General features: G+C 75.6%; 26 protein-coding genes. 12 read left to right on the forward strand and 14 right to left on the reverse strand.

Going from position 1 to position 24,484, the window contains the following annotated elements:
- Nucleotides 1–93: 93 nt before the first annotated feature.
- Entirely contained in the window at nt 94–288 is a 195-nt protein-coding gene (locus ACI78V_RS11230) for a hypothetical protein (protein ID WP_456850980.1), read from the reverse strand.
- A gap of 142 nt (nt 289–430) precedes the next feature.
- Between ACI78V_RS11230 and ACI78V_RS11235 the strand changes: the two genes are divergently transcribed.
- On the forward strand, nt 431–874 hold the full coding sequence (locus ACI78V_RS11235) for a hypothetical protein (RefSeq protein WP_456850981.1): 444 nt from the start codon (nt 431–433) through the stop codon (nt 872–874).
- 13 nt (nt 875–887) lie between these two features.
- On the opposite strand, the gene ACI78V_RS11240 is transcribed toward ACI78V_RS11235, so the two are convergent.
- On the reverse strand, nt 888–2,180 hold the full coding sequence (locus ACI78V_RS11240) for a class I SAM-dependent RNA methyltransferase (RefSeq protein WP_456850982.1): 1,293 nt from the start codon (nt 2,178–2,180) through the stop codon (nt 888–890).
- Between the two features lie 35 nt (nt 2,181–2,215).
- Nucleotides 2,216–4,255: an APC family permease gene (locus ACI78V_RS11245; RefSeq protein WP_456850983.1), complete on the reverse strand. Its 2,040-nt coding sequence runs from the start codon at nt 4,253–4,255 to the stop codon at nt 2,216–2,218.
- A 160-nt stretch (nt 4,256–4,415) separates the two neighbouring features.
- On the opposite strand from ACI78V_RS11245, the gene ACI78V_RS11250 reads away from it, so the two are divergent.
- Both ACI78V_RS11250 and ACI78V_RS11255 read left to right on the forward strand, forming a co-directional pair.
- Nucleotides 4,416–5,084, forward strand: coding sequence for a potassium channel family protein (locus ACI78V_RS11250; RefSeq protein ID WP_456850984.1), 669 nt, complete (start codon nt 4,416–4,418; stop codon nt 5,082–5,084).
- A complete protein-coding gene (locus ACI78V_RS11255) occupies nt 5,084–5,752 on the forward strand; it encodes a potassium channel family protein (RefSeq protein ID WP_456850985.1) in 669 nt (222 codons plus the stop codon). The genes ACI78V_RS11250 and ACI78V_RS11255 overlap by 1 nt, the downstream gene beginning before the upstream one ends.
- On the opposite strand, the gene ACI78V_RS11260 is transcribed toward ACI78V_RS11255, so the two are convergent.
- The 7 genes from ACI78V_RS11260 to ACI78V_RS11290 form a co-directional block, all read right to left on the reverse strand.
- Nucleotides 5,749–6,630, reverse strand: coding sequence for a DUF3159 domain-containing protein (locus tag ACI78V_RS11260; protein WP_456850986.1), 882 nt, complete (start codon nt 6,628–6,630; stop codon nt 5,749–5,751). The genes ACI78V_RS11255 and ACI78V_RS11260 overlap by 4 nt on opposite strands.
- Nucleotides 6,627–7,004, reverse strand: coding sequence for an OB-fold nucleic acid binding domain-containing protein (locus ACI78V_RS11265; RefSeq protein WP_456850987.1), 378 nt, complete (start codon nt 7,002–7,004; stop codon nt 6,627–6,629). Before ACI78V_RS11265 ends, ACI78V_RS11260 begins: the two co-directional genes overlap by 4 nt.
- A 73-nt stretch (nt 7,005–7,077) precedes the next feature.
- Nucleotides 7,078–7,872 carry an alpha/beta hydrolase family protein gene (locus ACI78V_RS11270; RefSeq protein ID WP_456850988.1) on the reverse strand — a complete coding sequence of 265 codons (795 nt, stop codon included), beginning with the start codon at nt 7,870–7,872 and terminating at the stop codon, nt 7,078–7,080.
- The gene (locus ACI78V_RS11275; RefSeq protein WP_456850989.1) at nt 7,869–8,618 is read right to left on the reverse strand and encodes a DUF3710 domain-containing protein; all 750 of its coding nucleotides are present in this window, start codon (nt 8,616–8,618) and stop codon (nt 7,869–7,871) included. The genes ACI78V_RS11270 and ACI78V_RS11275 overlap by 4 nt, the downstream gene beginning before the upstream one ends.
- A 1-nt stretch (nt 8,619) precedes the next feature.
- A complete protein-coding gene (gene dut / locus ACI78V_RS11280) occupies nt 8,620–9,120 on the reverse strand; it encodes a dUTP diphosphatase (RefSeq protein ID WP_456850990.1) in 501 nt (166 codons plus the stop codon).
- 85 nt (nt 9,121–9,205) lie between these two features.
- Nucleotides 9,206–10,087 carry a hypothetical protein gene (locus ACI78V_RS11285; RefSeq protein ID WP_456850991.1) on the reverse strand — a complete coding sequence of 294 codons (882 nt, stop codon included), beginning with the start codon at nt 10,085–10,087 and terminating at the stop codon, nt 9,206–9,208.
- A gap of 178 nt (nt 10,088–10,265) precedes the next feature.
- Nucleotides 10,266–10,568, reverse strand: a complete 303-nt coding sequence (locus ACI78V_RS11290; RefSeq protein WP_089306675.1) for a DUF4193 domain-containing protein — start codon at nt 10,566–10,568, stop codon at nt 10,266–10,268.
- Between the two features lie 304 nt (nt 10,569–10,872).
- On the opposite strand from ACI78V_RS11290, the gene ACI78V_RS11295 reads away from it, so the two are divergent.
- Nucleotides 10,873–11,919 (forward strand): phosphotransferase family protein, encoded by a 1,047-nt coding sequence (locus ACI78V_RS11295; protein WP_456850992.1) that lies wholly within the window; start codon nt 10,873–10,875, stop codon nt 11,917–11,919.
- 166 nt (nt 11,920–12,085) lie between these two features.
- The gene (locus ACI78V_RS11300; protein ID WP_456850993.1) at nt 12,086–12,634 is read left to right on the forward strand and encodes a LytR C-terminal domain-containing protein; all 549 of its coding nucleotides are present in this window, start codon (nt 12,086–12,088) and stop codon (nt 12,632–12,634) included.
- Nucleotides 12,635–12,725: 91 nt separating this feature from the next.
- Here ACI78V_RS11300 and ACI78V_RS11305 read toward each other — a convergent pair whose 3' ends face one another.
- Complete coding sequence (locus ACI78V_RS11305; protein ID WP_456850994.1) at nt 12,726–13,538, reverse strand: inositol monophosphatase family protein; 813 nt, start codon at nt 13,536–13,538, stop codon at nt 12,726–12,728.
- Between the two features lie 59 nt (nt 13,539–13,597).
- Here ACI78V_RS11305 and ppgK point away from each other — a divergent pair, with 59 nt between their 5' ends.
- The 5 genes from ppgK (at nt 13,598) to ACI78V_RS11330 (ending at nt 20,503) form a co-directional block, all read left to right on the forward strand.
- Nucleotides 13,598–14,341 carry a polyphosphate--glucose phosphotransferase gene (gene ppgK / locus ACI78V_RS11310; RefSeq protein WP_456850995.1) on the forward strand — a complete coding sequence of 248 codons (744 nt, stop codon included), beginning with the start codon at nt 13,598–13,600 and terminating at the stop codon, nt 14,339–14,341.
- Between the two features lie 301 nt (nt 14,342–14,642).
- The gene (locus ACI78V_RS11315) at nt 14,643–16,016 is read left to right on the forward strand and encodes an RNA polymerase sigma factor (RefSeq protein ID WP_456850996.1); all 1,374 of its coding nucleotides are present in this window, start codon (nt 14,643–14,645) and stop codon (nt 16,014–16,016) included.
- Nucleotides 16,017–16,571: 555 nt separating this feature from the next.
- On the forward strand, nt 16,572–16,796 hold the full coding sequence (locus tag ACI78V_RS11320; RefSeq protein ID WP_097206314.1) for a DUF7455 domain-containing protein: 225 nt from the start codon (nt 16,572–16,574) through the stop codon (nt 16,794–16,796).
- Between the two features lie 143 nt (nt 16,797–16,939).
- Entirely contained in the window at nt 16,940–19,351 is a 2,412-nt protein-coding gene (locus tag ACI78V_RS11325) for a VanW family protein (protein ID WP_456850997.1), read from the forward strand.
- A gap of 81 nt (nt 19,352–19,432) precedes the next feature.
- Nucleotides 19,433–20,503, forward strand: coding sequence for a YihY/virulence factor BrkB family protein (locus tag ACI78V_RS11330; protein ID WP_456850998.1), 1,071 nt, complete (start codon nt 19,433–19,435; stop codon nt 20,501–20,503).
- Between the two features lie 78 nt (nt 20,504–20,581).
- Here the strand turns inward: ACI78V_RS11330 and ACI78V_RS11335 are convergent, their stop codons facing one another.
- Nucleotides 20,582–20,812 carry a DUF3039 domain-containing protein gene (locus tag ACI78V_RS11335; RefSeq protein ID WP_456850999.1) on the reverse strand — a complete coding sequence of 77 codons (231 nt, stop codon included), beginning with the start codon at nt 20,810–20,812 and terminating at the stop codon, nt 20,582–20,584.
- A 96-nt stretch (nt 20,813–20,908) separates the two neighbouring features.
- On the opposite strand from ACI78V_RS11335, the gene ACI78V_RS11340 reads away from it, so the two are divergent.
- Nucleotides 20,909–21,856, forward strand: coding sequence for a pseudouridine-5'-phosphate glycosidase (locus ACI78V_RS11340; protein ID WP_456851000.1), 948 nt, complete (start codon nt 20,909–20,911; stop codon nt 21,854–21,856).
- An 8-nt stretch (nt 21,857–21,864) separates the two neighbouring features.
- Nucleotides 21,865–22,740, forward strand: a complete 876-nt coding sequence (locus tag ACI78V_RS11345; protein ID WP_456851001.1) for a carbohydrate kinase family protein — start codon at nt 21,865–21,867, stop codon at nt 22,738–22,740.
- Between the two features lie 3 nt (nt 22,741–22,743).
- Here the strand turns inward: ACI78V_RS11345 and ACI78V_RS11350 are convergent, their stop codons facing one another.
- Both ACI78V_RS11350 and ACI78V_RS11355 read right to left on the reverse strand, forming a co-directional pair.
- Nucleotides 22,744–23,085: a DUF3099 domain-containing protein gene (locus tag ACI78V_RS11350; RefSeq protein ID WP_456851002.1), complete on the reverse strand. Its 342-nt coding sequence runs from the start codon at nt 23,083–23,085 to the stop codon at nt 22,744–22,746.
- A gap of 155 nt (nt 23,086–23,240) precedes the next feature.
- Nucleotides 23,241–23,825 carry an HhH-GPD-type base excision DNA repair protein gene (locus tag ACI78V_RS11355; RefSeq protein WP_456851003.1) on the reverse strand — a complete coding sequence of 195 codons (585 nt, stop codon included), beginning with the start codon at nt 23,823–23,825 and terminating at the stop codon, nt 23,241–23,243.
- Nucleotides 23,826–24,484: the final 659 nt, after the last annotated feature.

Here is a 24,484-nt window from a genome sequence, read left to right on the forward strand (position 1 = left end):
CGGCGCCCTCGTCCTCGACCGCCCGACGGACGCCGCGGCGCGGGAGGTCAGCGCCGTCGAGACCGCCGGCCCTCCCGGTGACCGCGGCATCGGTCACGCCTCGCGGGCGTCCGCGTCCCGGTCGGCCGCCGCGGGCCCACCCACCTCCGCGCCGTCGACCACCCCGGCTCCGCCGTCCACGACCGCCGCGCCGACCCCGACCGCCCCGACCGCGGTCGGCGCCCCGGCCACCGCCGACGCCCCGACCACCTCGTCGCCGCGCGTCGCGTCGTCCCCGACGGCGACCACGCCGGCTCCCGCGCCCTCGGGGACCCGGTCCACCCCGGCGCCGGCCCCGCGTCCCGTTCCGGCGCCTGCCCCTGCCCCCACCCCGGCGGCGGCCCCGGCGCCCGCGGCACCGGGCGCCGGGGAACGCGAGATCCGGGCCTACGTGACCGGCTACTCGTACTTCGACAACACCCCGGCGGGCAGTCCGAGCATCTCCCACCCGGTCGTCCACCGGCAGGCCGGCGGCACGGGCACCTACGACGACCCGATCACCGTCGCGGTCGGGCACTCCAGGGCCGGTGGCCGGCACACCCTCGACTGGGCCGCGGGCACCCGCTTCTACGTGCCGGCGCTGAGCCGCTACCTCATCGTCGAGGACACCTGCGGTGACGGCGCCGCGCCGCAGGACGGCGCCTGCCACACCGGCTACCCGTCGTCGGCCTCGACCTGGCTGGACGTGTGGGTCGACGGCCGGGACGGCAGCCCGCCGTCCGCCGACTCCTGCATGGGCCGCCTCACCGGCGTGCACACGGTGGTCGTCGACGCCGGCCCGGGCCGGCCCGTGACGGCCGGCCCGATCGCCTCCGGCGGCGGCTGCGCGCTCTGACGGCGGCCCCGGCTCAGGCCGGGACGAGCAGCGCCACGCACTCCACGTGCGCGGTCATGGGGAACGCGTCGAACCCGCGGACGGCCGCCAGCCGGTAGCCCGCCGTCCCGAGGACGGCGACGTCACGGGCCAGCGACGCCGGGTCGCAGGCGACGTAGACGACCGCACGCGGGCCGGCGCCGGCCAGCACCCGGCTCACCGCGGGGCCGGCGCCCGCCCGCGGCGGGTCCAGCACGACGACGTCCGGCGGGGTCCCGAGCTCCTCGAGCAGTTCGGCGAGGCCCTCGGCGTCGACCTCGCCCTGCCACACCTCGGCCTGCGGCAGGTGGGCGAGGTTGGCCTCGGCGGCGGCGCACGCCGCCGGGTCGGCCTCGACGCACACCACCCGGCCGCCCGTGCCGACGGCAGGGGCCAGCGCCCCGCCGAAGAGCCCCGCCCCGGCGTAGAGATCCAGCACCGTCTCCCCGGGCCCGACGGCGGCGAACGCCTCGACGGCGGCCACCAGGGCGTCGGCGGCCGCGGGGTGCACCTGCCAGAAGCCGGTGCCCTCGACCTCCCAGTCGCGCCCGGCGGCGCTGCGCGCGGCACGCCCGGCCGGCTCGGCGGGGACCTCCTCCCCCGGGCGCAGCACGCGCGTCGTCTCCGGCCGGCCCTGCCGGTCCAGCCGGGTGGTGGTCACCGTGCCGGTGCCGTCCACGGCGACGTCCACCGCGCCGGCGCCCGGCCAGCGCCGGCCCAGGACCGCCCGGGCCGCGGGCTCGGCGGTGATCGGGCAGTCGTCCAGCGGCACCACGTCGTGCGACCGGTGCCTGCGCAGGCCGGGGGTGCCCGAGCGGTCGACGGCGAAGCGCGCCCGCGACCGCCAGCGCAGCGGGCCGCCGGGGAGCTCCTCCACCACCACGTCGACGTCCAGGCCGGCCAGCCGCGCGAGCTGCTCGCGGACCACCGCCGCCTTGAGCCGGTGCTGCTCGCTGGGCGTCACGTGCTGCCAGTCGCAGCCCCCGCACTTCCCCGGGCCGCTGTAGGGGCAGGGCCGCTCGACGCGCTCGGGCGAGGGCGTCAGCACCTGCACCGCGTCGGCGCGGCAGAAGCCGGGATGGCGGTCCTCGGTGACCCGGACGACGACCCGCTCGCCGGGCAGCGTGTGCCGCACGAAGACGACCCGCCCCTCGTGCCGGGCCACGCAGTGCCCGCCGTGGGCCACCGGGCCGACGGTGACCTCGAACTCCGTGCCGGTCCAGCCACCGCCGCGGTCGGCACGCTCCGGCCGGGCGCCACGCACCGGGCGCCGCCGCTTCTCACCCACACCGACCTCCGGCCGGCCTCGTCGTCGACACCCGCTCAGCCATACGGCGTCGCCTCCGGCTCCTCGGTGGCCAGCCCGCGGCGCAGGTCGCCGGGCGCGGGACCGCCGGCCCCGTTGTCGTCGTCCCGCCCGACCGAGCTCTCCAGCTGCCACGGCACGGTGGTGATCATGACGCCGGGCATGAACTGCAGCCGGGCGCGCAGCCGCAGCGCGCTCTGGTTGTGCAGCAGGTTCTCCCACCAGTGCCCCACGACGTACTGCGGCACGAAGACCACCACGAGCTCGCGCGGGCTGTCCCGGCGGATGCTCTTGACGAAGTCGAGCACCGGCCGGGTGATCTCGCGGTACGGCGACTCCAGCACGGTGAGCGGCACGGGGACGTCGTAGCGCTCCCACTGCGCCTGCAACGCCCGCGTCTCGGCGTCGTCGACGTTCACCGTCAGGGCGGTGAGCTGGTCGGGCCGGGTCGCCCGGGCGAAGGCCAGCGCCCGCAGCGTCGGCTTGTGCACCTTGGAGACCAGCACGATCGCGTGCACCTTGCTGGGCAGCGTGCGGGAGTCGGTGTCGGGGACCAGCTGTTGCGCGACGTGCGAGTAGTGCCGGTTGATCGCCTTCATCAGCAGGAAGAGCACCGGCATCACCAGCAGGACCAGCCACGCGCCGTGGGTGAACTTGGTGACGACGATGATCACCAGGACGACGCTGGTCAGGGAGCCGCCGACGGCGTTGATCGCCTGCGAGCGGCGGATCCGCCGCCGGGCGTCGGCGTCCTCCGTCGTGCGCAGCTCGCGGTTCCAGTGCCGGACCATCCCCCACTGGCCGATCGAGAAGCTGGTGAAGACGCCGACGATGTACATCTGGATGAGCCGGTTGACGTCGGCGTCGAAGGCGACGATCAGCAACGCCGCGAAGCCCGCCAGCAGCAGGATGCCGTTGCTGTAGACCAGCTTGTCGCCGCGGGTGTGCAGCTGGCGGGGCATGAACCGGTCCTGCGCGAGCACCGAGCCCAGCAGCGGGAAGCCGTTGAAGGCGGTGTTGGCGGCCAGGATGAGGACCAGCGCGGTGGCCGCCTGGATGTAGAAGAACCCGATCGAGGTGTCCCCGCCGAAGGTCGCCGCGGCCAGCTGCGCGATGACCGTGCGCTGCGGCTCGGTCTCGCAGTCGGCGAACCCCTCGAGGTCGCAGGGGTGCTCGACGTACTTGACGTCCGCCGCGAGGGCCAGCGCGGTCACCCCCGCGAACATGGTCGCGGCGATGCCCCCCATCAGGGCCAGCGTCGTGGCGGCGTTCCTGCTCTTCGGCGGCTTGAACGCGGGGACCCCGTTCGCGATCGCCTCGACGCCGGTCAGGGCGGTGCAGCCGGACGCGAAGGCGCGCAGGGCGAAGAACAGCAGCGCCAGCCCGCCGAGCTGTTCGTAGCCGGGCTCGGGCGTCACCGTGAACCCGGCCGTCTCGGCGACCACCGGGGAGTCGGTGAACAGGTCCCGGACGAGCCCGGTCGCGATCATCACCAGGATCCCGGTGATGAACAGGTAGGTCGGGACGGCGAAGGTGCGGCCGGACTCCCGCAGTCCGCGGAGGTTGGCCGCGGCCAGCAGCGTCACCAGGCCCACGGCGATCAGCACGCGGTGCTCGTCGAGCTCCGGGAACGCGGAGATGATGTTGTCCGTGCCCGCCGCGACCGACACCGCGACGGTGAGCACGTAGTCCACGAGCAGCGCACTGGCCACGGTGAGCCCGGCGAACTGGCCGTGGTTCTTGAACGCGACCTCGTAGTCGCCGCCGCCGGAGGGGTAGGCCCGCACCACCTGGCGGTAGGAGAGCACCACCGTGACCAGGAGCAGCACGACGCCGATCGCCAGCCAGGGCGCCAGGAACAGGAAGGCGGTGCCGGCCAGCGTCAGCACGATGAGGATCTCCTGGGTGGCGTAGGCCACGGAGGAGAGCGGGTCGCTGGCGAAGATCGGCAGCGCCAGACGCTTGGGCAGCAGGGACTCACCGGCGCGGTCGCTGCGCACCGGCCGGCCCAGGACCAGCCGTTTCGGGAGTTGTCCGAGGTCGGACAGGGATGGCACGGCGGCGATGGTACGGACGCCGCGACCCCCCGTGCCCCCGTCAGGAGGGTGAGTTGCAGCGCTCGGCCGGCGCCGCCCGTCGTCCCCGGGTGTAGCTTCGCGCCCGGGCAGCGCGGGCGGTCGGCGCCGGCGCCCGGAGCGTCGAGCGGAGAGTGCAGCAGTGCACGTGGTCGTGATGGGCTGCGGCCGCGTCGGGTCGGCGATCGCCCGCCGGCTCGAGGAGATCGGCCACAGCGTGGCCGTCATCGACCAGGACCCGGAGGCCTTCCGCCGGCTGGGACCGGACTTCGCCGGCCGCCAGGTGACCGGCCTGGGCTTCGACCGGCAGACCCTCCTGGACGCCGGCATCGACTCCGCCGGGGCGTTCGCCGCGGTGAGCAGCGGCGACAACTCCAACATCATCAGCGCCCGGGTCGCCCGCGAGACCTTCGGCGTCCAGCACGTCGTCGCGCGGATCTACGACTCCAAGCGCGCGGAGATCTACGAGCGGATGGGCATCCCCAGCGTCGCCACCGTCCCGTGGACGGTGAACCGGCTGCTGCGGGAACTGCTGTCGGTGAAGGTCAGCGAGCTGTGGCGGGAGCCCACCGGCCAGGTGGTGCTCATCCGGGTCACGGTGACCGAGGGCTGGGTGGGCCGGAAGCTGTCCGAGCTCGAGGCCCAGTCCGGCGCCCGCGCGGCCTGGCTGGTCCGGTTCGGGGAGGCCCAGCTGCCGACGACCGCGACGGTCCTGCAGGACGGCGACCAGCTCGTCGTGGCCGCGACCGACGCCATCACGACGCGGGTGCACGAGGTCGTGGAACGCGGCCCCCAGGGAGGGGAGTCCTGATGCGGGTGGCCATCGTGGGTGCCGGTGCCGTCGGCCGCTCCATCGCCGGCGAGCTGCTCAACAACGGCCACGCCGTGATGCTGATCGAGAAGGACGGCCGCAAGGTCCGCACCCGGTCGGTGCCGGGCGCGGAGTGGGTCCAGGCCGACGCGTGCGAGGTCTCCTCCCTCGAGGAGGCGCAGCTGGCCACCTGCGACGTGGTGGTGGCCGCCACCGGCGACGACAAGGCCAACCTCGTCGTCTCGCTGCTGGCCAAGACCGAGTTCGCGGTCAACCGCGTCGTGGCCCGGGTCAAGGACCCCCGCAACGAGTGGCTCTACACCGAGGCCTGGGGCGTCGACGTCGCCGTCTCCACCCCGCGCGTGCTCGCAGCGCTGGTCGAGGAGGCGGTCACCGTCGGCGACGTCGTCCGCCTGATGAGCTTCCGCAAGGGTGCGGCCAACCTGGTGGAGATCACCCTCGCCGAGGACACCCCGTGGGTGGGCCGCCCGCTGCGGGAGGTGCCGCTGCCCCGCGAGACGGTGCTGACCGCGATGCTGCGCGGCGACCGGGTCATCACCCCGAGCCCCGACGAGCCGCTGGAGGCCGGCGACGAGCTGCTGTTCGTCACCCACGCCGACGTGGAGGACCAGCTGCAGCAGGTGCTCTCCCCCGCCCACGCCGGTTAGGCGGCCGGCCGCTCCGGCTGCTCGGGACCGCTCGCCGGCCCGGCCTGCGGGTCGGCCGGCTCCGCGCGGTGCCGGTGCAGGCGCGACACGACCCACAGGGTCACGACGACCTCCACGGCGGTGACCGGCAGGCCCAGCACGAGCGACGCGGTGCCGAGCAGCTCCACCTCGTCGGCGCGGTACAGCACGTACTGGACGACGGCGCGGGCCAGGAACGTCGCCCCCCACAGCAGCGTCAGCCAGGAGTAGGCGCGCACCATCCGCGGGTCGTCCCGCCAGTGCTGCTCGGGCACGGGGTCGGCCGGCCGGCCGCCGGTCCGCGGGTCGGGCGGCGGGCGGTGGTGCAGGGAGGCGTTGACCCGGCCGAGCCGCTGCCGCAGGCCCGGTAGGGAGTGCGAGGCCATCGTCCCCAGGTGGCTGGGCGCCAGGAACTCCGCGAGGACGCCGACCAGCGGCCACCGCACGGCGATCGAGCCCACCAGCACCACCCCGAGGGCGACGTTGCGGATCAGGCCGGGGACGAAGAAGTCGCGCGCCTGGCCGCTGGCGGCGGCGATGCCGACCGCGATGGCGACCCCGAACAGCCCGCTGACGGCCTGCTGGACGCTCTCGCGGCGCACCAGCCGCAGCGCGAAGACGAGCACGGCGGCGGCGATCGCCGCCCCGATGCCGGCGCGCAGCTCCCCCAGCGAGTTGCCCACGATGAAGGCGATCGTGGGCAGCGAGGCGTCGACCATGCCGCGCCAGCCGCCGAGCTGGTCCAGCACCAGGTGCCGGTCGAAGGTCACGGTGCCGGAGTCGGCCGGCACGCCCTCCCCCGGCTGCCCGCCGGGCTCACCCGGTGCGGGCCGGCCCTCCCCCTCGGGCGCAGCCGTCACCCGGCGCTCAGCTCGTACCGGGGGTTGTAGATGACCTGCCGGCCGTCGAACGAGGCGAACCGGCCGTGGGCGCTCAGCGTGCGCCCGGGCTCGATGCCCGGGATCCGCCGCCGGCCGAGCCAGACGAGGGTGACCGACCCGGAGCCGTCGAACAGCTCCGCCTCGAGCGTGGGGACGGTCTCCCGCGGGGTGTAGACCACCGACTTCAGCCGGCCGGTGACGGTGACCACCGCCCCCTTCCGGCAGGCGCTGACCGCCTCACAGCCGGCGCTCACGGCACCCTCGCGCAGCCGCTCCGCGTCGATGGTCTGGTCGTCGGCGGTCAGGCGCTGCAGGGTGCGCGCCAGCCAACCGCCCGAACGGGTCTCGGTCACCGCTCCTCCTCGCTGGCGCTCGTGGCACCGGTGCCGGGCCGCGCCGAGCCCCTGCAGGACCCCGCGAGCCCGGTCATGGTGCCAGGGTAGATCCGTCGTGGACGCCGGTGACGCGGTCCCGGAGCCACTCGCGGACCAGCGCCCACGGCGCGCCGTCGGGGTCGATGAGCACCATGTGGTCGCCGTCGACCCACCGCACCTCCACCGGCACGCCGGCGACCTCCGCGGCGGCCGCGTAACGGGCGCTCTGCGCCGCCGGCACCGACTCGTCGGCGGTGCCGTGCACGCACAGCAGGTCGACGCCGGCCGGCACCAACCGCACCGGGTCGGCGACGGCGTACCGGTCGGGGGCCTCCTCCGGCTCCGCGCCGAGCAGGCCCTGCACCGCGCCGTCGCCCATCCGCTCGGCGGCGGCCAGCCCGAGGTCGAGGACCCCGGCCTGCAGCACCGCGGCCGCCACCCGAACCCGCGGCCGGGCTCCCGGCGCCCCCTCGGGCAGCCGCTCCCGCCCGGCCACCCAGGCCGCGAGGTGCCCGCCGGCGGAGTGGCCGACGACGGCGACGTCGCCGAGGTCGAGCCGGTCGGCACCCGGGAGCTCGGGCAGCGCGTCGACGGCGGCCGCGACGTCCTCGAGGGTGGCCGGCCACCCGCCGCCGGCGCCCACCCGGCGGTACTCCACGGCGACCGCGGCGAAGCCGGCGACGGCGAGGTCGGCGGCCAGCGGCCGGGCCAGCTCGATGCCGTAGGCCGCCCGCCAGAAGCCGCCGTGCAGCACGACGACGACCGGCGCGGGGGCCCTGCCGGCCGGGAGGGTCAGCTCGACGAACTGGTCGGGGTGCGGCCCGTAGGCGACCCGGGTGGCGGTCACGCGCCGGGAGCCGGCGGGGCCGCGCCGCGCGGGGGCGGCGTCGCGCCGGGTGCGGTGCCGCCCGCCTGGCGCCGGGCCGCCTGCTGGGCGGCGACCTGCGCCGCCGCCTGCGGGGGCAGGGTCAGCGGGAGCTGCTCGCGCACCGGCATCGGCTCGTTCCCACGGACGACGACGATCTGGCGGAACGCCTCCTCCAGCTGGGCGGCCGCCTCAGGGCTCTCGGCCGCGGGCCCGCTGAGCATCCCGCGGAGGAACCAGCGCGGGCCGTCCACGCCGAGGAACCGGGCCGCCCGGCGCACCGGCCTGGGGGCCGGCTGACCCGGTGGCGCGGGCTGGGCCGCCAGCACCGTGCCGGCCAGCTCGGGACCGAAGGGGCCCTCGACCTCCCGGAGGGACGCGCCCTGGCCGGACGCGCTGCGGGCGAGGTCGGCCCGGACGTCGTCCCAGATGCCACCGGCCCGCGGCGCCGCGAACGCCGACACCTGCAGCATCGACTCCCCCGCGCGCAGGGTCGCGCCGACCACCTTCTGCTGGGCGTTGACGTCGACCCGCAGCTCCATCCCGGGCGCCGCGGGCAGCCGCAGCGAGCCCAGGTCGATGCGGGCCACGCCGTCCTGGGGCGCGTCGGCCTCGTCCCAGGGGCCGGTGGTCTCCTCGACCTCCCGTGGCCGGTGCTGCGGCTCGGGGGGCACCCCACGCTCACGCAGGCTGCGGTCGATCCGGTTGCGTCGCCGTCCGAACGGCATGTCAGCTGAGTCCCTTCGACTGTGCACTCCCGTGGCCGCCGGTGGAGCCGTGCCCCCCGGCGCCGCGGGCGCTCTCCGGCAGCTGCTGCACCGGGACGAAGCGGGCCCGCACGACCGGCTGCACGACCAGCTGCGCGACGCGGTCGCCGCGGCGGAGCGTGAGCGGGCTGGTGGGGTCCAGGTTGACCAGGTTGACCTTGATCTCGCCGCGGTAGCCCGCGTCGATCGTCCCCGGCGCGTTGACCAGGCTCAGCCCCAGCCGGTGCGCCAGCCCCGACCGGGGGTGCACGAAGCCGGCGTAGCCCTCGGGGATGGCCACGGCCACCCCCGTGCCCACCAGCGCGCGCTGGAAGGGGGCCAGCTCGAGGTCCTCGGCGATGGCGAGGTCCGCGCCGGCGTCACCGGGCAGGGCGTAGGCGGGGACGGCGTCCTCCGGCGAGGTCAGCCGCACCGGCACCTCGACCTGTGGGACGGCGGGGTCGGGCACGGCGGGGTCGGGCACGTCGGCGATCCTATGAGGCCGCCCTCGCCCCCCACCGCTCGCGAGCCCGCGTCGCGACCCCGGCCGCGCGGGACCCGGACCCGCGTCAGGGGCGGGGCCGCCGCAGGTCGGCCCGTACCCGGCGGGCCAGGTTCTCGGTGGCCTTGAGGTTGCCCCGGCCCCCCAGCGCCGCGCCGACGAGGAACGGCGCCGCCGCGGGGATGCTGCGCGCCAGCCGGCGGGTCATCCGGCGGCGCAGCGTCTGCAGGCCCGCGCTCCCGAGCAGGCCGCCGATCCCCGGCTTCACCGTGTCGTCGACGGCCCGCTGCCCGGACCAGCTGGACAGGTACGCGAGCGCGCGGGCCCGGGCGTCCCCGGTCGCCGGCCGGCCGTACAGCTCGTGCAGCTCACCCACGAGCACGACCTCCACCGCGGCGGTGAGCACCGTCTCGGCGCCCAGCCCCAGCGGCAGCGCGAGCAGGGACGGCGGCGCCACCCAGGAGGCCGCGGAGATGCCGCCGGTCGCCGCGCCGATGGCGGCGGTGAGCCGGCCGGCCCGCGCGACCAGCGCGTCGGCGATCTCCTCGTCGGTCGCTCCGGGGTACACCTCGCGCAGCCGGCGCGCATCCCGGATGGGCAGCCGCGGCACGGCGGCGGTGAGCAGGTCGCCGAGGAGCGCACCGGGGGTCCGCTCGCCCCCCTGGTCCGCCGACGGCGCGGCGTCCGCACGCCCGGCCCGGTTGCCCGCGGTGGCCGCGAGGGCGGTGACGACGTCACGCAGGGTCGAGGCGGCCTTCCGCCGTCCCTCCCCGGTCGGCGCGCCGCCCTCACCGCCGCCGAGCAGCCCGGAGACCGCGTCGGCCAGGACCCGGCCGGCGCGGCCGAGGGGGCTCTCCTCGGCCGGCGTCGCGGCGCGGCTGCCGCCGGTGACGGGACGCGGCGGCGGGACGTCCCGCACCGCGCCGGTGCGCTCCTGGTCCTCGGTCATCGGTCCTCTCCTCCGTCGAGCGCCCTCCCCGGCCCCGTCCCGGGGGTGGGACGGGGAGGGAGGACGGCGGCTCCCGGCCCACCCCCAGCCTGCGGAGGGTCCGGCGGCCCCGTCCCGGGTCCCGCCGCGGGCGTGCGGGCGGTGGGGAGGACGGGGTCCTCCCCGGGGTCCTTCTCTCTCAGGCTGCGCAGTCGCGGCAGTACAGCTGGTCGCCCTTGGTGGCGGCCAGGCGGCTGCGGTGCTGCACGAGGAAGCAGCGGGAGCAGGTGAACTCGTCCTCCTGCTTCGGCAGCACGCGGACGGTCAGCTCCTCGTTGGACAGGTCCGCGCCGGGGAGCTCGAGGTTCTCGTTGAAGTCGGTCTCGTCGACGTCGACCGACGAGGACTGCGCCTCGGCTCGCCGCGCCTTGAGCTCCTCGAGCGAGTCCTCGCCGAGCTCGTCGGCCTCGTTGCGGCGCGGGGCGTCGTAGTCGGTGGCCATGGGGTGTGCCCCTCCTCCGGGGTTCTCGCGGGCATCGGGGCCCGCATCGTCTGACAGCGGCACCGGGGCGCCGCCGTCCTGGCCGGTCGCCGGGGGCGACCGGTGGCCTGCAGGCCGGTGCCCGTTGCTCGGGCACCGGCCGGGTGCTGCGGTCCGCGCCACCGCCGGACGGCGGGGCGGTGGTCCGCCGGCGGACCCCCCAACGTCGCGCGGTCTCCGTTTGTGCCCGGCTCACGACGGGACGGACACATCGGCGCCGGATCGGTCGGGACGGCCGCGGAGCGCCAGAGGTTACCCTGCGCCCGTGTCGACTCCCGTGGGTGCTGACCCGGCCGTCGTCGGGCCCTACCTGGCCTCCGTCCTCGGCGACGAGCGCTGGCGATCGGTGCGCATCGACCTCATCGCCGCCGGCATGTCGAACCTCACCTACGTGGTCACCCCGGACGGCGGCTCGGACGGCGAGTCGGTGATCCTGCGGCGCCCGCCGACCGGCGCCGTGCTCGCCACCGCCCACGACATGGCGCGCGAGCACCGGGTCATCACCGCGCTGGGTCCCACACCGGTCCCCGTCCCGCGGACGCTGCACCTGTGCACCGACCCCGAGGTCCTCGGCGCCCCGTTCTACGTCATGGAGCGCGTGGTGGGGCTGCACGTCGTCGACGAGATCCCGCCGGGCTACGCCGACGGACCCGCGCAGCGCCGGCAGATCGGCGAGGGCCTGGTCGACGTGCTGGCCGACCTGCACTCGGTCGACTACACGACCGTCGGCCTCGGCGACTTCGGCCGGCCCGAGGGGTTCCTGGCCCGGCAGGTGCGCCGGTGGACCAAGCAGTGGGAGGCCACCCGCGACCAGGAGCGCCCGGACCTCGACGCCCTCGCCGCCCGGCTGGCGGAGACGGTGCCCGCGACGCAGCGGGACGGCGTCGTCCACGGCGACTTCCGGCTGGACAACTGCCTGCTCGACCCCGACCGTCCCGGCGGCATCCGGGCGGTGCTCGACTGGGAGATGTCGACCCTCGGCGACCCGCTGGCCGACCTCGGCATGCTGTTCGTCTACTGGCCGCAGGCCGGCGAGGAGAGCGTCGCCGGCCAGAGCAGCGTGACGGCGCTGCCGGGCTTCCCCACCCGCGTGGAGGTCGCCGAGCGCTACGCGTCCCGCACCGGCCTGGACCTCGCCGACCTCAACTGGTACGTCGGCTTCGCCTACTTCAAGTTCGCCGCGATCGTCGCGGGCATCGTCGCCCGGTCGAGGGCGGGGGCGATGGCGGGCAAGGACACCTCCGGTTACGCCGAGCGCATCGGGCCCTGCGTGGAGCGGGGACGCGCCGCACTCGACGACGGTGCGATCTAGCACCCCGACCCGGCCCTAGACTCCCGCCGACCACCGGGCACCGAGGGGGACACGTGAGCGAGCTGGCGAGCTCACGCGGCACCACAGCCGCGCCGCGACCGCGGCCGACGAGCGCCAGCGAGGAGAGCCCGTGAGCGCGGCCGACGAGCGCCAGCGAGGAGACCCCGTGAGCGCGCCGCCGACCGACCGTCCCGCGGTGCGTCCCCGCAGCGGCCGGCGACCGATCCCGCCGCTGATCTTCCTGCTGGTGCTGGCACTGGGCGCGCTGGCCGTGTGGTGGAACGTCCTCCAGGACGAGCAGGACCGCGACGCCGCCCAGGCCGCGGCGTGCACGACGGCGTCGGCCGCTCCCCCGTCACTGGACCCCACGACGCTGACCCTGCGCGTGTTCAACGCGACCGACACTGCGGGGCTGGCACAGACCGTCGCCGCGGAGCTGCAGGGGCGGGGCTTCGTCGTCGAGGAGGTCGCCAACGACCCCACCGACCGCGAGGTGACCGGTGTCGGGGAGATCCGGCACGGCCCCCGGGGCAACGACGCGGCCGCCTACGTCGGGCTCTTCCTGCCGGGGGCCGGCGACCACCTCGACACCCGCGCCACCGCGCAGGTCGACCTCGTCATCGGCCCGGAGTTCGTCTTCCCCGACAGTCTGGCCGGCCCCGAGCAGGTGGCGGCCGCGCTCAGCACCGCCTCCAGCGCCGCGGCCGCCTGCTGAGCGGACCCCCACCCCACGGGTCGCGAGCCCGCCGCGGGACCCTGCGGAGGGCCGCACCCGGATCGCCCGGCGCGCGGTGCGGCAGACGGGCTCAGGAGGGGTGCAGCCGGGCCAGCAGGGCGACGAAGTCGTCGGCGACGGTCGGCGCCACGGCGATGCCCAGGGGCTCGGCGAACGGGCGGCCCGGCAGCCCGGTGACCACGACCCCGGCCTCGGCGGCGACGAGGGCGCCGGCGGCGTAGTCCCACCGGTTGAGGTGCAGCTCGTAGTAGGCGTCGACCCGGCCGGCGGCCACCGTGCACAGGTCGAGGGCGGCCGAACCGTGCCGGCGGATGTCGCGCACGTGCGGCAGGAGCTCGGCCACCACCGCGCCCTGCGCGCGACGCTGCTCCTCGCGGTAGCCGAACCCGGTCGCGACGAGCGTCTGCTCGAGGGACGCCGGCCGGCTGCCGTCCAGCCGGACCGGCGCGCCGCCCGGCACCGTCAGGTGGGCGCCCCCGCCGGCCGTCGCCGAGTACAGCTCGCCGGTCGCGACGTTGAGCACCGCCCCGGCCTGCGCCCGCCCGTCGACCTCCGCCGCGATCGACACCGCGTAGGCCGGCAACCCGTAGACGAAGTTGGTCGTCCCGTCGATCGGGTCGACCACCCACCGCACGCCGCTGGTCCCCGTCCGCGCGGCGCCCTCCTCGCCGAGCAGCCCGTCCTCCGGCCGCGCGGCCAGCAGCCGGGTGACCACGAGCTCCTCGCAGGCCTTGTCCACGGCGGTGACCATGTCGACCGGGCTGGACTTCACGTCCACCTGCCCGGCGGCCGAGGCGCGTCCCCGGGACACCAGGTCCGCGGCCTCCCGGGCGGTCGCGACGGCGAGGTCGAGCAGGGCGGCGGCATCGGGCGCGGCGGTCACGACCCCGATCCTGCCGGAGGCGACCTGCCTGCCGCGGCGCCGGTCACTACCCTGACCGCGTGCTGGGCTTCGGGGTGGACATCGGCGGTAGCGGGATCAAGGGTTGCTTGGTCGACCTGGACAAGGGCGAGCTCCAGGGTGAGCGGCTGCGCATCGGGACGCCGCAGCCCTCCCTGCCCGAGCCGGTCTACGACGTGGTGGGGCAGATCGTGGACCACTTCGGCTGGGAGGGCCGCGTCGGGGTGACCTTCCCCGGCGTCCTCAAGCACGGGGTCGCGCACACCGCGGCCAACGTCGACAAGAGCTGGTTGGGCACCGACCTCGCCGCCGGGCTGGCCGAGCGGGTCCCGGACGGCGTGCAGACCCTCAACGACGCCGACGCCGCCGGCCTGGCCGAGATGCGGTACGGCGCCGGCCGCGACCGCAGGGGCGTGGTGCTGATGCTCACGTTCGGCACGGGCATCGGCAGCGCCCTGTTCAGCGACGGCGTCCTGGTGCCCAACACGGAGTTCGGCCACATCCAGGTCGACGGCGAGGACGGCGAGCGGCGGGCGTCGGCGGCGGCGCGTGAGCGGGAGGACCTCAGCTACCCGGACTGGGCCCGCCGGGTGGACCGCTACCTCGACGTCCTGGAGGCCAGCGTCTGGCCCGACCTCATCATCGTGGGCGGCGGGGTGAGCAAGAAGGCGCACAAGTGGGTGCCGCTGCTGTCCACGCGCACCCCCGTCGTCCCGGCGGAGCTGCTCAACGACGCCGGCATCGTCGGCGCCGCGCTGGCCGCCGAGGAGCGCATCGGGCAGTGACGGATGCCCTCCCCCCACGCGGCCGGGCCACCACGGAGGGTGCGGACCTCCCCGACCTGCACGGGGCACCCCGTGCGAGCGATCCCGGCAGGCCCGCAACGGTGGTTTCATCCAGCTGCGTCGTTACAATGGACGAGCCCCGCCCCGTCGCTCCCCAGCCGAGAGCCATCCCCCACCCGCGCACCGGTGAAACCCGGGCCGGTCTGCTGGGACCTCTCCCGCTCCGGACGCCGGCCGAGGCCGCTGCCCGGGGGCCAGACGGCCCCCCGGGGAACGCACCCAGCACGGGAAGGAATCCTGAGTGCCCGCCGACCAGCCAGCACCGGAAGCAGCCGCAGCGAGCACCACGGGGCGCTCCAGGACGGTTGCCGCCGCCCCCCGGGTCACCCGGACCAGCGCACCGGTATCCGCGGGCGACGCCACGGCCAGTCCGGCCAAGGCCCCCGCTCGCAAGAAGGCACCGGCGAAGACCGCCGCCAAGGGTGGCGCCCGCAAGCCCAGCATCTCGCCGTCCCCGGGCACCGGTGAGGGCGCCGTGCTGACCGCGGTCGCCACCGAGGACTCCGCCGTCGCGGTCGTCGACGGCGGCGAGGGGCTCAAGCTCGACGAGACCGTCGTAGCCGGGCCCGACGGCGTCGCCGTCGAGGCCGCCGCCGAGGAGGAGGCCGCCGCGACCGAGGGCGGCGACTTCGAGTGGGACGACGAGGAGGAGTCCGAGGCCCTCCGCCAGGCACGCAAGGACGCCGAGCTCACCGCCTCGGCCGACTCGGTCCGCGCCTACCTCAAGCAGATCGGCAAGGTCGCCCTGCTCAACGCCGAGGAGGAGGTCGACCTCGCCAAGCGGATCGAGGCCGGCCTCTACGGCGCCGAGCGGCTGCGCCAGGCCGAGGAGGAGGGCCAGAAGCTCTCCCCCCAGATGCGCCGCGACCTCAACTGGATCGTGCGCGACGGCGAGCGGGCCAAGAACCACCTGCTGGAGGCCAACCTCCGCCTGGTGGTCTCCCTCGCCAAGCGCTACACCGGCCGCGGCATGGCGTTCCTGGACCTCATCCAGGAGGGCAACCTCGGCCTGATCCGCGCGGTGGAGAAGTTCGACTACACCAAGGGCTACAAGTTCTCCACGTACGCCACCTGGTGGATCCGGCAGGCCATCACCCGCGCCATGGCCGACCAGGCCCGCACCATCCGCATCCCGGTGCACATGGTCGAGGTCATCAACAAGCTCGGCCGCATCCAGCGCGAGCTGCTCCAGGACCTCGGGCGCGAGCCCACCCCGGAGGAGCTGGCCAAGGAGATGGACATCACCCCGGACAAGGTGCTGGAGATCCAGCAGTACGCCCGGGAGCCGATCAGCCTCGACCAGACCATCGGCGACGAGGGCGACAGCCAGCTCGGTGACTTCATCGAGGACTCCGAGGCCGTGGTCGCCGTCGACGCGGTGAGCTTCACGCTCATGCAGGACCAGCTGACCAGCGTCCTGCAGACGCTGTCCGAGCGGGAGGCCGGCGTCGTCCGGCTGCGGTTCGGCCTCACCGACGGCCAGCCGCGCACGCTCGACGAGATCGGTCAGGTCTACGGCGTGACCCGGGAGCGGATCCGCCAGATCGAGTCCAAGACGATGTCGAAGCTGCGTCACCCCAGCCGTTCGCAGGTCCTGCGGGACTACCTGGACTGAGCGGGCACCACGACGGGGCCTCCGAGCGACCACGCTCGGAGGCCCCGTCGTCTCCTGCCGCTGGCCCGCCTCCGACCGGCGCCCTGTGTCGCTGGTCACCCTCGCCGGCGGCGTCGGCACGACGGCAGCACGCCGCCCGCTCCCGGCCGGGAGCGCTCGACCGCCCCCGTTCCAGGGGTGTTGCGCCCGACGGCCGGTCCGTGACGGCCGCGTCTCGGGATGGTCACGATCTCACCCCGATGAGCCGCTGGGGCGGTGTGAGCCGTCACCGACCGGGTAAGCGGCGTAGCGTGGGGGACGTCAAGACAGCAGCGGACCCACCAAGCCGGACGACGACCGGCGCACGGAACTGACGACTACGAGCACCACGACCACAGACCTGTACGAGCCAGTGACGTCCCTGCTGACCCGCCCCACCCGTGACAACGGCCCCGGACACGCCGACGACGGCGAGTCCCACCGATCGATCGGCAGGACCGGGAACACAGGGGTCCATCCTGGCGCTGTGCAGGAGGCCGATCCGCAGCCGCGGGTCCGTGCGGTAGAGAGCGAGTGATGACCCAGATGACCCAGACGCTGACGACGACCCCGCCCGCCGACGACCTGGTCGTCCCCTTCCACTGTGACCGCTGCGGTGCGCTGGCCAAGGTGCGGGTGGTCCTCGCCAGCGGCAGCGACCTCGTGTTCTGCGGGCACCACGCCCGTGAGTACGAGGGCAAGCTGCGCGACATCGCCGTCGACATCATCGACACCGACGGCGAGCAGCGCATCACCTCCTGATAGAGGGGTTATCGTCGCTCGCAGCGATGAAGCCCTCACCCGACGCCGCCGCCGGCGTCCCGGATCCGCCTCGGGCGGACGGGACGCCGGCGGCTCCGTCGTTCCCGGGATCCCCCGGTCGACGGCGACCCGGAGATCCCCCGATGCCACAGTCCCCCGCCCCGCAGGACCAGACCGCCCGGATCGAACCCGAGGTCTTCTCCGACGACACGCGTCCCGTGCCGCGCGACCGCGGCCCCGTGGGCCCCGAGACCGGGGCGCGCCCGGCGGGAGTCGCCCCGGCGCCCGCCCCCGGGACGCCCGAGGTCGCTCCGCCCGCCGGCGGGACGCCCGAGGTCACCCCGCCCCCCGCCGGGGGCCCGGAGGCCGCTGCGCCCGCCGCAGGGCCGGCCGCGCCCGCCGCCGGGACACCGGAGACGCCGGAGGCCGCCGCAGGGCCGGTCGCGCCCGGGGCTGAGCCGGCCCCCGCCGCCGTCGAGGACGGCGAGACCCAGGACATCCGATTCGCCCCCGGCGAGGCACCCGGTCAGCTCCCGCCCCCGGCCGCCGGTGCCCCGGCCGCCGACGCCGCGGCCGCCGACGGGCCGGCACCGGCCACCGGCGTGCTGCCGGCGACCCCGGAGGCCACCGCCGACCCCCGGGACGACGGCACCCGGGACGACGGCACCCAGCCGGCGGGCAGCTCCGGTGCCACCCCCGGGGACGGATCCGCGGACGGTCCGGGCGACGGCTCCGGAGGCCTGCCCCCGGCCGGTGACGCCGCACCGCGCCGGCCCTGGTGGCGCCGTCCGGCCGTCGTCACGCCGGTCGCCGCCGTCGGCGTCCTCGCGGCCGCCTACGGCATCGACCTGGCCGCCTCGGGCGGGGACGTCCCCCGCAACACCGTGGTCGCCGGCGTGGACATCGGCGGGCTGTCCACCGCCGCCGCCGGTGAGCGGCTCGAGACCGACCTCGCCCCGCGGGTGACCGCCGACCACGTGGTCGTGGCCGGCGACGTCGAGGCCACCCTCTCCCCCGCCACCGCGGGCATCACCCTCGACGTCGACGGCACCGTGGACGCCGCGGGCGAGCAGCCGCTGAACCCCTGGACCCGGCTGGTCTCGCTGTTCACCGAGCGCGAGGTGGCCCCGGTCATCACCGGCGAGGAGACGGCGCTGGCCGCCCAGATCGACGCGATCGCCGAACAGGTCGACCGCGCACCGGTCGACGCCACCATCGCGATCGAGGGGACCACCGCCCGCGTCGTCGCGCCCGAGGACGGCCTCACGCTGGACCGCGAGGGCGCCGCCGCAGCGGTCACCGAGTTCCTGGCCGCCGGCGGCGACCCGAGCACGCCGATCGAGCTGCCGGTCGAGGTCACCGAGGTGACGGTCGGCGCCGAGGCGGCCCAGCGGGTGCTCGACGAGACGGTCACCCCCGGCCTGGCCGCGCCGGTGACGGTGACCAGCCAGGACGGCGCGACGACGATGGAGGTGCCGGAGACCGCGATCGCCGCCTCCCTCGCCTTCACGCCGCAGGAGAGCGGCGAGCTCGCCGTCGCCGTCGACCCCGCCCGCCTGCAGGAGGCGATGGGCGACGAGTTCGCCGAGTTCGGCACCCCGGCCGAGGACGCCCGGTTCGAGCTCTCCGGGGGCACGGTCACCGTCGTCCCCTCGGTGGACGGCGCGGGCGTCGACCCCGCCGCGCTCGCCGGTCAGCTGCTCGAGGTGCTCCCCCAGCCGGCCCCGCGCACGGTGACCGCCCAGCTCGGCCCCGTCGAGGCCGAGTTCAGCACCGCCGACGCCGAGGCGCTGGGCATCCGCGAGGAGATCAGCACCTTCACCACCAACTTCACCAGCGCAGCCAGCGGTACCAACATCCGGGTCGGCGCCGCGGAGATCGACGGCGCGATCGTCCAGCCCGGTGAGACCTTCAGCCTCAACGGGCACACCGGCCCGCGCGGCACGGCGCAGGGCTACGTCGAGGCCGGTGTCATCAACAACGGCCAGTTCACGACCGCCGTCGGTGGCGGCATGAGCCAGGTCGCCACCACGCTGTTCAACGCCGTCTTCTTCGCCGGGCTCGAGGACGTGTTCCACAAGCCGCACAGCTACTACATCAGCCGCTACCCGGCCGGTCGCGAGGCGACCGTGTACTACGACTCGATCGACCTCAAGTTCCGCAACGACAGCGACACCGGCGTCTACATCGACACCCAGTGGACGCCGAGCTCGCTCACCGTGACCTTCTACGGGACCAAGCGCTACGACATCGAGTCGATCAGCAGCAACCGGTTCAACCTGCGTCAGCCGGTGGTCCAGGAGAAGCCGGACGACGGCAGCTGCAGCCCGCAGGGCGGGTCGACCGGGTTCGACATCACCGTCACGCGCGTGTTCAAGGACCCGCAGAGCGGCGCCGAGATCCGTCGGGAGGACTTCCGGACCCGGTACGCCGCCGAACCGGTCATCCGTTGTGTCCCGGTGGCGCCGGCCGACGCCCCCGCACCCGAGGGCACCGCGCCGGCGCCCGCGCCGGCCCCGGGTGGCCGTCGCCCCTCCCGTCGGACGGTGGCCTGACCGCTCGCCCGATCGGGGGGAGACCGACCTCGTCCGCCCCGCCCGGACCCCTCCCGCGGCCCTGACGGGCACACTGGGCCGGTGAGCACCGTCCTGCCCGGGGGGTCGCCGGCCCCCGTGGGCAGTGGTCCGGACGGTGCCGACGCCGACCACGTGACGCCCCCGGCGCCCCGGACGGCGCCGGCCGCACCGGTCCGGCGGGAACGGCTGGCCCGGTGGCCCGCGCCGGTGCGGGTACCGCTGCAGGTGCTCGGCCGTACCGTCGCCAAGGCCTGGCAGGACCGCATCCTGGGGCTGTCTGCCGAGGCGGCGTTCTGGCAGATCCTCTCGGTGCCGCCGCTGCTGATCGGGCTGCTGGGCTCGCTGGGCTACCTCGCCGGGTTCATCGGCCAGGCGTCGGTGACCCGCATCGAGGACCAGCTGCTGACCGCCTCCGCCGAGGCGCTCACCCCTGACGTCGTCGACTCGCTCGTCCGTCCCACCCTGGCCGACATCCTCGGCTCCGGGCGGCTGGACCTGGTGAGCGTCGGCTTCCTGCTGTCGCTGTGGGCCGGCTCCTCGGCGACGGCGACGTTCATGAACACGATCGTCATCGCCTACGACCAGCGCGACGTCCGGGGGCCGATCCGCACCCGGCTCAAGGCCCTGTGGTTGTTCGTCGTCGGCATGGTGATGGCGGTGCTGACGCTCCCGCTGCTCGTGCTCGGCCGCGAGGTGCTGGTGTCACTGCTGCCGGAGGACTGGCGGGCGACGGCCACGGTGCTGGTCAACGCCGTCTACTGGCCGGTGGTGCTCATCGGCCTGCTGCTGGCCCTGACCAGCTTCTACCACGTCGTCCTGCCGCGCCGTCTGCCGTGGCGGCGGCACCTGCCGGGGACCGTGCTGGCCGTCGGGTTCTTCCTCGTGGCCGCACTCCTGCTGCGCGCCTACGTGTCCGACATCCTCACCGCGACGCTGCCCTACGGGGCGCTGGCCACCCCGATCGCGGCACTGCTGTTCTGCTTCTTCTTCGGGATGGCCGTGCTGCTGGGAGCCGAGCTCAACGCCACCATCCAGGCCCGCTGGCCGGCTCCGCTGCGACGGCACCAGAAGCGCCGGCAGGAGCGCCGGGCCGCCAAGCTCGAGCAGGCCCGGCGCCTGGACCTGTTGTGACACGGTCGGCCCACCGGCCGACACCGCGGCCAGGTACCGTCCCCGGCCGCCGCTGAGCCACTGCCCGGGCCCGGTCGGTCACTCCTTGCGGAGCTGCTCGTAGATCTCCTTGCAGGCCGGGCAGACCGGGCTGCCGGGCTTGGGGCTCTTGGTCACCGGGAAGACCTCGCCGCAGAGGGCCTCGACCATGGTGCCCATCACCGCACTCTCGGCGATCTTGTTCTTGCGGACGTAGTGGAAGACCTCGTTGGCGTTGCCGGTGTCGCCCTCGCGGACGTCGGGCTTCTCGAGCAGGTCGGTGTTGCTCACGCGGTGCTCCCTCGGGTCACAGGACGGCTGACGGAGGCATCGCCGGCCGCCCAGGGCGGAGCCGGGCACGACTGCCCCGCCCACCATGATGTCAGGGTGTCCGCCGCTGCCCTGCCGCCCGCCGTCCCACCCTCACCCGGGATCGTGGTCTCCGCCGAGGTGGGTGACGCGCTCGCCGCCGGTCACCCGGTCGTCGCCCTGGAGAGCACCCTGCTGGCCCACGGGCTGCCCCGACCCGACAACCGGGCCGCGGCCGACGAGGTGGAGCACGCCGTCCGGGCCGGTGGCGGGGTGCCGGCGACGATCGCCGTCCTCGACGGTGTGCCGCACGTCGGGCTGACCGCCGCGCAGGTGGACCGCGTCTGCGCGGACCCGGAGCTGGCCAAGCTCGGCGTCCGTGACCTGCCCGTGGCCGCGGCGCTCGGCCTCAGCGGCGCCACCACCGTGTCGAGCACCGCCCTGCTGGCCGCCCGGGCCGGGATCGGGGTGTTCGCCACCGGTGGCCTCGGCGGGGTGCACCGGCAGTCGGCCGACACCTTCGACGAGTCCGCCGACCTGGTCGCCCTGGCCCGCACGTCCCTGGTCGTCGTCTGCGCCGGGGTCAAGTCGATCCTCGACGTCCCGGCCACGCTGGAACGGCTGGAGAGCCTGTCGGTGACCGTCGTCGGCTACCGCACGACCACCTTCCCCGGCTTCTACGTCGCCGACTCCGGCTCGACGGTGGACTGGTCGGTGGACGACGCGAAGCAGGCGGCCGCGGTCTTCGCCGCCCGCCGCGACCTCGTGCCCGGCGCGGTGGTCGTCGCCAACCCGTTGCCGGCCGCCGAGCAGCTCGACCCCGCGCTGCACGACCGGGTGATCGCGGGGGCGCTGGCCGCGGCGGAGGAGGCCGGGGTCCGCGGCAAGGCGGTCACCCCGTTCGTCCTCGACCACCTGCACCGGGCCAGCGAGGGCGCCACCCTGGCGGTCAACGTGCGCCTGGTGCTGCGCAACGCGGAACTGGCCGGGCAGATCGCGGCCGCGCTGGCCGCGCTCCCCCGCTGAGCCGCGCGGTGCTGCCGGTCGTCGTCGTCGGGGACCTCGCCACCGACGTCGTCGTGGTGCTCGACGGGGAGCCCGCTCCCGGGTCGGACCGTCCGGCGCGCATCACCACCCGTGGCGGTGGCGCCGGGGCCAACGTCGCCGTGCACCTGGCGGCGCTCGGGACCCCCGTCGTCCTCGCCGGCTGCACCGGGGACGACGCGGCCGGCGCCGCACTGGTCGGCGAGCTCGTGGCCGCCGGGGTGGCGCCGGCCGTGCGCGCGGTGACGGGCGCCGCGACCGGCACGGTCGTGTGCCTGGTGGAGCCGGACGGGCAGCGCAGCATGCTGGCCGACCGCGGCGCGAACCTGGCCCTGCTGCCCGGCGACGTCCCCCCGCTGCGGGCCGGCGGGCACCTGCACCTGTCCGGCTACACCCTGCTGGACCCGCGGCCGCGCGCCGCGGGGCTGGCCACCCTGGCCGCGGCGGCCGATGCCGGGTGCACCGTGTCGGTGGACCCGGCCTCGACCGGCCCCCTCGCCCGCTACGGCGTCGAGCGGTGGCTCGCCGACACGGCGACGGCCACGCTGGTGCTGCCCAACGAGGAGGAGGCGCGGCTGCTCACCGGGTGCCCCGACGCGGCGACCGCGGCCCGTGCCCTGGCCGCCCGGCACCGGGTCGCGGTGGTGACCCTGGGCGCCGACGGCGCGCTGTGGGCCTCCGGCGACACGTTGGTGCACCGGCCGGCCCACCCGGCCGACGTCGTGGACACCACCGGTGCCGGGGACGCGTTCGCCGCCGGCCTGCTGTCGGTGTGGCTGGCCCACCCGGACGGCGACCCGGCGACGGCGCTGGATGCCGGCCTGGCGCGGGCCGCCGCCGTCGTCGCCCGGTCAGGCGCCCGGTGAGGGTCAGTGCTCGATGATGCGGCCCGGCCGGGCGGGGTTCTCGAGGACCCGGTCCGGCCGGGGAGCGGCGTAGCGGTTGACGTCGAGTTTCTTCTTGGGGGGCTCGTCGTTGGCCATCATCACCGCGATCCACGGCAGCACCGTGCCCAGCGCCGCGAAGATCAGGGCCAGCCACAGCGTCTGGTAGAAGACCGCGGCCAGGATCAGGCTGACCGCGCGGACGGCCATGGTGAGCACGTAGCGCCTCTTCCGCGCCGCGTGCATCTCGGCGCGGCTGGGCTGGGCCTCGGTGATGAGGACCGGCTGTGGTCGGTGGGAACGGCCGGGCTGATGGCTCGAGGCCACGGGTGTCCTTCCCTCTGCCGACCGCGGTGAACGGCCCACGGCAGATCCCTCTCCGGACTGCGGCGCCCGGCGTCGACGGGCCCCGGCACAGCCGGGTGCGCCGCCCATGGTGCCACCGGATCCGGGCGGGTGCAGACGCCCGTGCGCGGCCGTTCTCAGCCGCTCGCGGCGGCCTTCGCAGCCTGCTTGCTCGCCTGCTTGAACTGCCGGACCTCGACCAGCGACTCGGGGCCGGTGATGTCGGCGACCGACCGCCGGGAGCCGTCCTCGCCGTACTCGCCGGCGGCCTCCCGCCAGCCCGGCGGGGTGACGCCGTACTGCTTCCCCAGCAGCGCGACGAAGATCCTCGCCTTCTGCGCGCCGAACCCGGGTAGCTCGCCGACCCGCCCCAGCAGGGTGCGGCCGTCCGGGGCGTCGGCCCACAGCGCCTCGGCCCGGCCGTCGTAGCGCTCGACCAGCAGCCGGCACACCGCCTGGGCACGGGCGGCCATCGAGCCGGGATAGCGGTGGATCGCCGGTGGTCCCTGGAACCAGGCGGCCAGCCGGTCCGGCTCGGCACCGGCGATGTCGGCGGCGGAGAGGGTCTCCACGCCCATGCGGTCGGCCAGCAGCCGCGGGCCGGAGAAGGCGCGCTCCATCGGGAACTGCTGGTCCAACAGCATGCCGAGGAGGAGGGCGAGCGGGTCGCGGCTCAGCAACTCGTCGGCGGCGTCGTCCTGGGTGATGTGGAGGGTCGGCACGGCAGAGATGGTGCCGTAGCGCGATCCCGACGCGATCACCCGCCGGCGGGTGCACCGCCCCTCGGATGGACGCGTCCCCGGATGGAGGCATGCCGTCGTTCGTGCCGGGCGTTCGACGCAGAGCCCAGGGCTGGTGCCGCCCCGGCCGACCACTACGGTGCGCGGCCGGCACTGCACCGACGCCGCTGGGCGGATGGCGCGGGTGGAGGCGGCGCCTGGAGAGGGTGATCGACATGCTCGCGACGGTCACGACGGAGCTGCCGTGCTCCGTGGACCGGGCACGAGACGCGGTGCTGACCTCTCGCCTGCTGATGCACGTGTCCTGGCCGCTGACCGCGATCCGGCCGGTCGATCCGCCAGGGCTACCGAAGACCTGGAGCGAGGGGGACCACCTGGTGAGCATGCGGCTCCTGGGACTGGTGCCGCTCGGTGGGCAGACGATCTCCATCTCCATCTCCTTCCCGCCCACGAGCCCGGACCGCTTGCTCCTCCGCGACAACGGTTCGGGGCAGCTGCTGCGTCGCTGGGACCACCTGATCACCATCGAGCCCGGCACCCAGCCGGGCCGGGCCCGGTACACCGACCGGATCGATGTCGAGGCCGGCCGGTTGACCGTGGTCGCCTGGGCCTTCGCGCACGTGCTGTACCGGTGGCGTCAG

Source organism: Geodermatophilus sp. SYSU D00742, assembly GCF_054049935.1.